Source organism: Paenibacillus herberti, from assembly GCF_002233675.1.
Classification (GTDB): domain Bacteria; phylum Bacillota; class Bacilli; order Paenibacillales; family Paenibacillaceae; genus Paenibacillus_O; species Paenibacillus_O herberti.
Map to the genome: position 1 here is coordinate 991,340 of NZ_NMUQ01000002.1, position 10,020 is coordinate 1,001,359.

Consider the following 10,020-nt stretch of genomic DNA (forward strand, 5'->3'; position numbering starts at 1 on the left):
ATAACCTACTATTTCAGTCGGAATATAGATGAGGAGGCAGTTGGACTATGGCCAGAATTGTGCAGAATGTGACGGAACTGATCGGAGATACGCCGCTTGTCCGCTTGAACCGCTTGGTGCCGGAGGGTAGTGCCGAGGTTTATGTTAAGCTGGAGTACCAAAATCCAGGCTCAAGCGTAAAGGATCGCATTGCGATCAGCATGATTAATGTGGCGGAAGAGCAAGGTTTGATCAAACCGGGCGTTTCCACGATCGTTGAGCCTACGAGTGGCAACACGGGCATCGGTCTGGCCATGGTCGCTGCAGCCAAGGGATACCGCTCCGTGCTCGTTATGCCGGAGACGATGAGCTTGGAGCGTCGCAACCTGTTGCGCGCCTATGGCGCAGAGCTGGTGCTTACCCCTGGAGCAGAGGGTATGAACGGCGCCGTCAAGAAAGCGGAAGAGCTTGCTGCTGAGAACGAGGACTACTTCCTGCCGCAGCAGTTCAAGAACCAAGCTAACGTGAAGGTTCACCGCGAAACGACGGGTCCCGAGATTGTTGAAGCGATCAACTCCCTGGACGGCAAGCTGGATGCTTTCGTAGCCGGTATCGGTACGGGCGGCACAATTAGCGGCACAGGCGAAGTACTTCGCGCTAGCTTCCCGGACATCAAGATTGTCGCGGTTGAACCTGCTGCTTCCCCGTTGTTGTCTGGCGGTAAGCCAGGCGGCCACAAAATTCAAGGTATCGGTGCAAACTTCATTCCAGAAATACTGAATCGCGATATATACGATGAAGTTATCACGATTGAGAATGAAGAAGCTTTCGACTTTGCCCGCCGCGCTGCGAAAGAAGAAGGCCTGCTGGTCGGCATTAGCTCCGGCGCTGCAATCTCCGCAGCTCTGCAGGTTGCTAAGAAGCTGGGACCTGGCAAGCGCGTCATCGCAATTGTGCCAAGTAACGGTGAGCGGTACCTGAGCACGGCTCTGTTCAACTTCGAAAACTAATCATTAGGCAAGGCTTCTTGAGCCGGCCGGTCCCTTTTAACGAGGGTCCGGCCGGCTTTGCCTTTTTAAGGCTTCGGGCTTGATTTTGAAACAGGGACAGGATACGATCAGGCGATAGAGATGAGCACGGAAGGCGGGTACGGCAACGTATGAAGGGATCGGTCTGCACCTCGTGGGAGCAGTGGCAGGAATGGCTTGAGCAGCATGAGACAACATACACGACGTTACCTGTGCTGGCCCGGGTAGATCTGGCTGATGGGCATGGGCTGCCGTCTTCATGGGAGGAGGCATGGCGAGCGGAGGAGCCTTACTCCATTCTGCTGGAGAGCGGCAAGTCCGGCCGTTATACGTATCTCGGGCGTCGCCCGTCCGCTGTGTTACGCGGCAAGGGAGATTCGGCAGAGCTGCTGGAGCGCGGAGTTGCAGGCGGTTATGAGCCGGTTCGTCGGATTGAGGCCGATCCGCTGGAGGCGGTGCGGCATTGGATGGAAGGTTGGCGTGGACCGCGAATTGCCGGAGGTCCCAAGTGGACCGGGGGCAGCGCCGGGTTCTGGAGTTATGATGTCGCCCGCTCGATTGAGCGTCTGCCGGAGCTGGCGGAAGATGATTTGCGTCTGCCGGACTATTTGTTTCTGAGGTTGGATGAGGTATGGATCTATGATCGGCAGGAAGCTTGCCTGTATGCGGCTGTCCATCGCGCGGTTGACTCGCAGCACATGTCATCCCACCGCTCGCTGGGAGCGGTGCGTGGTGCAGAAGCGCTAGATCCAACTGAAGCTGGCGAACAACAGAGCAGCCTACCGCTTGAAGCGAGCTCTAAGCTGTCCGCAGCCAAAGAACTCTATGACGCAGCCGCTGAGCGTGCGCAAGAGATGCTTCGTGAGTGGGCGGACTGGGCCGAGGCGGCAGAGGCGAACGGGCTTACAGCTTCCCGCCGTGGGCTATTGGAGCGCAGCGAAGCAACTGGTGTGCTGCCTTTTCCCGATGTGCCTGAGAACGTGTCCAGCCCATTTCAGCAGGAGCAGTACCAGGCGGCGGTTAGTGCGATTCGGGAGTATATCGCCGCTGGCGATGTCTTCCAGGTGAATTTATCCCTGCGGCAGCAAAAGGATACGGACAGCTCTCCGGAGGAGCTGTACGAATGGCTGCGGCTGATCAATCCGTCCCCTTATATGGGCTTGCTGCGGGCGCCCGACTTTCAGCTCGTATCGGCGTCGCCTGAGCTGCTCGTAGAGATGTCGGACGGCAAGCTGTATACCCGACCTATCGCTGGTACCCGCCGCCGTGGGCGCACAACAGAGGAGGATGCAAGCTTGGAGCGGGAGCTGCGCGAGAATGAAAAAGAGACCGCCGAGCATATTATGCTGGTCGATCTCGAGCGCAACGATCTGGGCAGAGTATCCCGCTATGGTAGTGTGCGTGTGGAAGAGCTGATGGTCGTCGAGCGTTATTCCCATGTGATGCATCTGGTGTCGCAAGTGAACGGCGAGCTGGCGGACGGGCTTGATGCGTACGATGTGATCCGCGCCGTTTTTCCAGGCGGGACGATAACGGGTGCACCTAAAGTCCGCACGATGGAGATCATCGAAGAGCTGGAACCGACGCGGCGCGGACCTTATACCGGCTCGATGGGTTGGATTGACTACAGCGGAGATATGGAATTTAATATTATTATTCGTACGATGGCGATAAGGGATCACACGGTCCATATCCAGGCCGGTGCGGGCATCGTCATCGATTCAGATCCAGAGCGGGAATACCGCGAATCGCAGAGCAAGGCAAGAGCGCTCTGGCGCGCCTTCCATTATGCGGAGCTTCACCGCTCGCGCTCGAACCATATAGAAGCTGCAGGCGACGAGGAGATCATTCACACGGACAGGGGGCTCTCACATGATTTTAGTCATCGACAATTATGATTCTTTTACGTACAACCTGGTGCAATATCTAGGTGAGCTGAAGGAAGAGATTATCGTGAAGCGCAATGACGAAATTACGCTCGACGAAATCGCGGAGCTGGCACCGGATCATATTCTGATCTCACCAGGACCATGTTCACCCAATGAGGCTGGAATCAGTCTGGCGCTGATTGAGCGCTTCAAGGGTCAGATTCCGATTCTCGGCGTCTGTCTGGGCCACCAGTCGATCGGACAAGCATTTGGCGGCGAGGTTGTGCGGGCCGAACGTTTAATGCATGGCAAAACATCGCCTATCCACCATACGGGCAAAGGCGTGTTCCAAGGTTTACCGTCGCCTTTCACAGCTACGCGCTATCATTCGCTGATTGTTCGCCGCGAGACGCTGCCGGATGAGCTGGAAATTACGGCCGAAACGGCCGAAGGTGAGATCATGGGGCTGCGCCACAAACATTATCCGATTGAGGGCGTGCAGTTCCATCCAGAATCGATCATTACAGAGAACGGGCTCTCCATGCTTCGCAGCTTCCTGGCGGAGAAGGCCCCGGCGGCAAAATGAAGATTGGCTATAACGGAGCCGTGGCCAGTGCCGGAGATGTTCACATCTCCGTGTTTGACCACGGTTTTTTGTATGGAATGGGATTGTTCGAGACGCTGCGCACCTACGGGGGCCGTCCCTTTTTATTGGAAAAGCATCTGGCTCGGTTGGCAGAGAGCTGCCAGAGGCTGCATATTCGCTATACGCCGGATACCGAGCGGATTGCGGAGCTGATTCGTGGGACGGCGGAGGCCAATGGCCTGTCGGAAAATGTCTACGTGCGGCTGACCGTCTCTGCCGGGGAAGGCGGGCTTGGCTTGCCGACCAGCGACTATGAGGAGCCGCACGAGATTTTGATGGTCAAAGCGCTTCCTGAACCAGCGCCCGGACTGTACACGAGCGGCCGTGAGCTGCGCCTGCTGCGCACGCCTCGCAATACACCGGAGCTTGGGCTGCGCATGAAGTCGCTCCATTATATGAACAGCATCGCTGCCAAGCGGGAGCTGGTGGAGAGCGGAGCAAGCATAGGCTCCGAAGGACTGATGTTGACCGCGGAAGGATGGCTGGCGGAAGGCATTGTCAGCAATCTGTTTTTTGCCATGGATGGAGCTGTACACACGCCCTCGCTCGACACTGGCATTTTACCCGGCATTACGCGGGAACATGTGTTGCAATTGGCGCGCGAGGCGGGCTACCCGGTGCATGAAGGACGTTACCGCTGGGAGCAACTTCTGGACGCAGATGAGGTATGGACGACTAACTCCATTCAGGAGCTTGTGCCAGCGACTCGGCTAACGGATGCAGAAGGACGATCCTTCCAACCCAAAGCCGGTTCTTCAGCTGGTCCGATCTTTCGAGATTTGCATGAACAGTACCTTAGCGGTACTGGGGGCAGCGGCAGCTGAGTTCTTTTATTTCATTACAGACGTACGCTGTTCCATGGACGGCGAAATCGTATTGCTCAAGCAGGAGGTTACAAATGTACACAAAAAAGCGGGGCCATGGAGTGCCGGTCCGACACTATAATCTGCCCGGTGGTTTGACGCTTGAGCTTGGCAAAAAAACGCTGATCATGGGCATTCTCAACGCGACTCCGGATTCTTTCTCTGACGGAGGAAGGCATAACGAGGGAGAAGCCGCGATAGCATTTGCTCTACAAATGGCAGCTCAGGGCGCCGACCTGATCGACGTCGGTGGGGAGTCTACCTTTCCTGGCATTACGCCGGTATCGCTAGAAGAAGAAATCCGCCGCGTCGTGCCTCTCATCGCCAAACTTCGCGCCGAGTTGCCCGACATGCCCCTGTCGATCGACACGTACAAGCCTGCCACGGCGCGTGCCGCCCTTGAAGCAGGAGCCCATATCATTAATGATATTTGGGGCTTGAAGCAGGATCCAGAGATGGCCCGTGTGGCCGCCGAGTTCGGCTGCCCGGTCATCATCAGCCACAACCGGGAGCAGCGCGATTACCGCGACCTGGTGCCGGATGTTCTCGCAGATCTGGAGCACAGCATCGAGATTGCGCTTGCCGCAGGTGTGCAGCGGGACAACATCTGGCTCGACCCTGGAATCGGCTTCGCCAAAACCTACGCCGACAACCTAGAGCTGATGGTCCGGCTGTCCGAGCTGTCCGAGCTTGGCTATCCAGTGTTGCTGGGCACCTCGCGCAAAAAGTTCATCCGCGAGACGCTCGGCCTGCCGGTCGATCAACTCGTTGAAGGTACCGCGGCAACGGTAGCGCTCGGCATTGCGCAGGGCTGTCAGATCATGCGGGTGCATGATGTTGAAGAGATGAAGCGCACGGCGCTTATGATGGACACCATGATTTATGGAAAGGATGGAACGGACTCCTAATGGACAAAATGACACTTACTGGCATGCGCTTTTTCGGATTTCATGGTGTTTTTCCAGAGGAGAACAGGCTGGGCCAGCAATTTCGCGTTGACCTCATCCTCAAGCTGGACCTGGAACAGGCCGCCCGGACCGATGAGCTGGAGCACTCCATCAACTATGCCGAGCTGCATGCGCTCACCAAGCAAATCGTGGAAGGACCGCCGATTAAGCTGATCGAGGCGCTAGCAGGGCGTATTGCAACCATCCTGCTTGAGACTTATACTGGCATTAATGAATTGACCGTTCGCGTGACAAAGCCGAATCCTCCTTTCGAGGTTTTTTTCGAAGGCGTTACCGTCGAATTGGTGCGAAAGCGGGATGAACATGGACAGATCATTCCCGCCTAGCAGGTCGGGAGAGCCGACTCTGCAGGCTGTTACCGCCTATATCGCTCTAGGCTCCAACATCGGTGACCGGAGCGGCATGCTTGCCGCCGCGCTGCAACGGCTCGAAGCCAGCTCTGATGTAGAGGTTCTCCGCGTATCTACCGTATACGAAACCGACCCGGTCGGTTATGCCGACCAGCCCCCTTTTCTCAATATGGCTGCTGCACTGTCCACCACGCTGGAGCCAGTCGCGCTGTTGCGGCTTATGCTTGGGCTTGAGCAAGAGCTAGGCAGAATCAGAGAGTTTCGCAACGGCCCCCGGGTCATTGATCTGGATCTGTTGTTGTATGATCAAGTTGTGCTTAGCGGGCCTGAGCTCGAGCTTCCTCATCCGAGGATGCTGGAGCGGGCATTTGTTATGGTGCCTCTATCCGAGGTGCTGGAGAAGGGCCATCCCCTTCTGGAACAAGCTGAGGCTATGGCCAAGGCGGCATTACGGGATGGAAAGGAAGGCATTGCCTCATGGAATACGATCAATTGGCACAGCGGGTTCGCGCCTTCCGGAAGCTGAAGGGTTACACTCAGCAGGAACTCGCGGATAAGTTGGATGTCTCTGTTGCGGTGCTCGGTTCATTGGAGCGGGGTACCCGCAAGCCCGAGCCCAAGCTGCTTAGCCGGATAGCCGAGACGCTCGGTATCGATTACGAAGAATTGACGGCCGCGACCAGCGGCGGTCTGCGATAGAAGAGAGGTAAGACTTTATGCTCAAAATTGGCGATATCCAAATGAAAAATAATGTCGTTCTCGCTCCAATGGCCGGTGTCTGCAACCCCGCTTTCCGCCTGATCGCTAAGGAATTCGGCACAGGACTTGTCTGTGCCGAGATGGTCAGCGACAAAGCGATCGTACATGGCAATAAGCGCACGCGCGAAATGCTTTTTGTCGACGAGCGCGAGAAGCCGCTCAGCCTGCAGATTTTCGGCGGTGATCGCGAATCACTGGTGCAGGCTGCGAAGGTTGTCGACAAAGAAACCAATGCTGACATCATCGACATCAACATGGGCTGTCCAGTGCCCAAGGTCACCAAATGCGACGCCGGCGCCCGTTGGCTGCTCGATCCGAAGAAGATCTATGAGATGGTCAGCTCGGTCGTTGATGCCGTACAGAAGCCCGTCACCGTCAAAATGCGGATCGGCTGGGATAGCGAACATATCTTTGTCGTAGAGAACGCGCTCGCTGTAGAACGGGCTGGCGGCAAGGCAGTCAGTGTTCATGGACGTACACGCGAGCAGCTTTATACGGGACATGCGGACTGGAGCTACATCCGGCAGGTGAAGGAAGCCGTCGGCATTCCGGTCATCGGCAATGGTGATATATCTTCCCCAGAAGATGCCAAGCGGATGTTGGCGGAGACAGGCTGTGACGGGGTCATGATCGGTCGCGCCGCGCTGGGTAATCCGTGGATGTTGTATCGCACCATCCATTACCTGACGCATGATGAGTTGCTGCCTGATCCAACGGCACAGGAGAAAATGGAGATTGCCATTCTGCACATGGACCGCTTGATTGCTCTCAAGGGCGAATCAGTGGCTGTGCGCGAGATGCGCAAACATCTGGCCTGGTATCTTAAGGGACTGCCGGGAACCGCGCGCATCAAGGACAACATCATGGAGGAAACGAGCCGCGATGTAATGGTTCGAATTCTGGATGATTATCTCTTGTCTTTGAAACGAGACGAAGAGACAGCTGCTGTCTGAGGCCACCACTGGTTAACAGCAGGAATACCGGGCACCTGCTCATGCTTCTCTCCGTTTCGGAGAGGGCGGCGGGTGCTTTTTATATCTCATCCCTAGCATGGCAGCAAACGCTCTCGCATTGACACACCGGTTTCAATTGCATATAATCTTGCAATATAATCCTGTACCGACTGTTCTTGGGGCCGTCTGGTCTGATCCTAACTGCCGGCTAACCCCTTCATTTTCCGGGTTATCCTTATAACAGGGTACAAGCAAATAAGCCATGACAGGAGAAATCGGCAATGAGCGACAAAGAAGTGATTCTGACTCAGGACGGACTCAAGAAGCTTGAAGAGGAACTGGAGAATCTCAAATCGATCAAACGCCGTGAAGTGGCTGAGCGAATCAAAGTAGCCATTGGCTATGGTGATATCAGCGAAAACTCCGAGTATGAAGATGCCAAGAATGAGCAAGCTTTCATTGAGGGACGTATTCTTACCCTCGAAAAAATGCTGCGCAATGCCCGCATCATCAATAATGACGACATCGTCATCGATTCGGTAAGCATCGGATCCATCGTCACCGTCATAGATCTTGAGCTTAAAGATACGATGGAGTACACGATTGTCGGTACGGCAGAAGCCGATCCGCTGCAGAACAAGATTTCCAACGAGAGCCCGCTCGGTCGAGCTATCCTCGGCAAGAAGAAGGGAACCACCGTTGAAGTCAGCGTGCCTGCAGGAGCAATTCAGTACCAGATCGTCGACATCAAGAAGTAAGAGCAACGCTACAATCTAGCAGCGAGTTTAAGCTTCCTTATATAGGGAGCTTTTTTAACGGATAAGGGCAATGACAAGGAGATGAACTGAAATTGAATCAGGACAACGGCACTTTGGAAGCACAGGAACAAGACTTAAGCGAGCTGCTGCAAATTAGACGGGCCAAGCTGGATGAACTCCGCGGTCTCGGTGTGGATCCGTTCGGCTCCAAGTTTGAGCGCAGCTCCAACGCAGGAGCAATCGCCTCGGAGTTTGGAGAGCTGAGCAAGGAGGAGCTGGAAGAGAAGGGCGCAGAAGTACGCATTGCCGGCCGCATCATGCAGAAGCGCGGTATGGGCAAGGCCGCTTTTGCTCACATCCAGGATCTGACTGGCCGCATCCAAATCTATGTTCGTCAAGATACGGTCGAAGCGACTCAGTATCAGGCATTCGATCTGCTTGATATCGGCGACATTGTCGGCGTGTTCGGCACCGTGTTCAAGACGAAGACGGGCGAGATCTCCATTAAGGCAAAAGAAGTCACCGTGCTCAGCAAGTCCCTGCTTCCATTGCCGGACAAATTCCACGGCCTGAAGGACGTGGAGCAGCGCTATCGTCAGCGTTATGTCGACCTGATTACTAATCCGGATGTGCAGCAGACGTTTATACTCCGTTCCCGTATCATCCAATCGATGCGCCGTTACCTGGATTCACTCGGCTACTTGGAAGTGGAGACACCAACTCTCCATTCCATTGCCGGTGGCGCGGCGGCTCGCCCGTTCATCACGCATCACAATGCGCTGGACATGCAACTGTATATGCGGATCGCTATTGAACTGCATCTGAAGCGGTTGATTGTAGGTGGACTGGAGAAAGTCTACGAAATCGGACGCGTTTATCGCAACGAGGGTATGAGCACGCGTCACAACCCAGAGTTTACGATGATTGAACTGTACGAGGCCTATGCTGACTACAAGGACATCATGTCCTTAACCGAGAACCTCATCGCGCATATCACACAAGAGGTACATGGCAGCACCGTCATTCAATATCAAGACCAGCAAGTGGATTTAACCGTGCCTTGGCGCCGCGTATCCATGATGGAGTTGATTAAGGATGCTACGGGAGTAGACTTTACCGAACAGTTATCTCTGGAAGATGCTCAGCGTCTCGCCAAGGAGCATAAGGTGGCGGTAGAGCCGCATATGACTTACGGACATATTGTCAATGCCTTCTTTGAGCAGTTTGTCGAGCATACGCTCGTTCAGCCTACATTTGTAACGGGACATCCAGTGGACATCTCTCCGCTCGCGAAGAAAAATGACCAGGACCCACGGTTCACCGATCGTTTTGAACTGTTCATCGTATCTCGTGAGCATGCCAATGCATTCACGGAGCTAAATGATCCAATCGATCAGCGCCAGCGTTTCGAGGCTCAGCTCGTTGAGAAAGAAGCAGGCAATGACGAAGCGCAAGATATGGATGAGGACTTCATCCGTGCGCTGGAGTATGGTATGCCGCCAACCGGTGGACTCGGCATTGGCATCGACCGTCTGGTCATGCTGCTGACGAACTCCCCATCAATCCGCGATGTACTTCTCTTCCCTCATATGAGGAACGAATAGATTAACTAGCAGCCGCGCCATTCCTAGGAATGGCGCGGCTTTTACGTTCTTATACACGGGTTGAAAAGAAATCTTGAATTAATTTAAAAAAACACTTGCATCCGTTTAGGCGCCTGTGATATATTATCTAAGTCGCCGCTGAGAGGCACGACGGAAACAAGCGAAAAACAAGTGAATTTGTTCTTTGAAAACTGAACAACGAGTGAAGCAAGTCAACGTTATAAATGAGCAAGTCAAACACCTT

11 protein-coding genes are annotated in these 10,020 nt (G+C 54.8%); all 11 read left to right on the forward strand.

Translation table 11 applies throughout. The features are described 5' to 3' along the window. Nucleotides 1–47 precede the first annotated feature (47 nt). The 11 genes from cysK (at nucleotide 48) to lysS (ending at nucleotide 9,776) form a co-directional block, all read left to right on the forward strand. On the forward strand, nucleotides 48–989 hold the full coding sequence (gene cysK, locus CGZ75_RS16825) for a cysteine synthase A (RefSeq protein WP_089525411.1): 942 nt from the start codon (nucleotides 48–50) through the stop codon (nucleotides 987–989). A 149-nt stretch (nucleotides 990–1,138) separates the two neighbouring features. Beyond that, nucleotides 1,139–2,905 (forward strand): anthranilate synthase component I family protein, encoded by a 1,767-nt coding sequence (locus CGZ75_RS16830; protein WP_089525412.1) that lies wholly within the window; start codon nucleotides 1,139–1,141, stop codon nucleotides 2,903–2,905. Next, nucleotides 2,880–3,461: an aminodeoxychorismate/anthranilate synthase component II gene (gene pabA, locus CGZ75_RS16835; protein WP_089525413.1), complete on the forward strand. Its 582-nt coding sequence runs from the start codon at nucleotides 2,880–2,882 to the stop codon at nucleotides 3,459–3,461. The genes CGZ75_RS16830 and pabA overlap by 26 nt, the downstream gene beginning before the upstream one ends. Further along, on the forward strand, nucleotides 3,458–4,345 hold the full coding sequence (locus tag CGZ75_RS16840) for an aminotransferase class IV (RefSeq protein WP_089525414.1): 888 nt from the start codon (nucleotides 3,458–3,460) through the stop codon (nucleotides 4,343–4,345). Before pabA ends, CGZ75_RS16840 begins: the two co-directional genes overlap by 4 nt. A 74-nt stretch (nucleotides 4,346–4,419) precedes the next feature. After that, nucleotides 4,420–5,292, forward strand: coding sequence for a dihydropteroate synthase (gene folP / locus CGZ75_RS16845; RefSeq protein ID WP_089525415.1), 873 nt, complete (start codon nucleotides 4,420–4,422; stop codon nucleotides 5,290–5,292). Then, a complete protein-coding gene (gene folB / locus CGZ75_RS16850; RefSeq protein WP_089525416.1) occupies nucleotides 5,292–5,678 on the forward strand; it encodes a dihydroneopterin aldolase in 387 nt (128 codons plus the stop codon). Before folP ends, folB begins: the two co-directional genes overlap by 1 nt. After that, a complete protein-coding gene (gene folK / locus CGZ75_RS16855) occupies nucleotides 5,656–6,228 on the forward strand; it encodes a 2-amino-4-hydroxy-6-hydroxymethyldihydropteridine diphosphokinase (RefSeq protein ID WP_089525417.1) in 573 nt (190 codons plus the stop codon). Before folB ends, folK begins: the two co-directional genes overlap by 23 nt. Next, nucleotides 6,180–6,401 (forward strand): helix-turn-helix domain-containing protein, encoded by a 222-nt coding sequence (locus tag CGZ75_RS16860; protein WP_089525418.1) that lies wholly within the window; start codon nucleotides 6,180–6,182, stop codon nucleotides 6,399–6,401. Before folK ends, CGZ75_RS16860 begins: the two co-directional genes overlap by 49 nt. 17 nt (nucleotides 6,402–6,418) lie before the next feature. Then, on the forward strand, nucleotides 6,419–7,414 hold the full coding sequence (gene dusB / locus CGZ75_RS16865) for a tRNA dihydrouridine synthase DusB (protein WP_089525419.1): 996 nt from the start codon (nucleotides 6,419–6,421) through the stop codon (nucleotides 7,412–7,414). Between the two features lie 281 nt (nucleotides 7,415–7,695). Then, on the forward strand, nucleotides 7,696–8,172 hold the full coding sequence (greA, locus tag CGZ75_RS16870) for a transcription elongation factor GreA (RefSeq protein ID WP_089525420.1): 477 nt from the start codon (nucleotides 7,696–7,698) through the stop codon (nucleotides 8,170–8,172). Between the two features lie 92 nt (nucleotides 8,173–8,264). Beyond that, nucleotides 8,265–9,776 carry a lysine--tRNA ligase gene (gene lysS / locus CGZ75_RS16875; protein WP_176444889.1) on the forward strand — a complete coding sequence of 504 codons (1,512 nt, stop codon included), beginning with the start codon at nucleotides 8,265–8,267 and terminating at the stop codon, nucleotides 9,774–9,776. Nucleotides 9,777–10,020 lie beyond the last annotated feature (244 nt).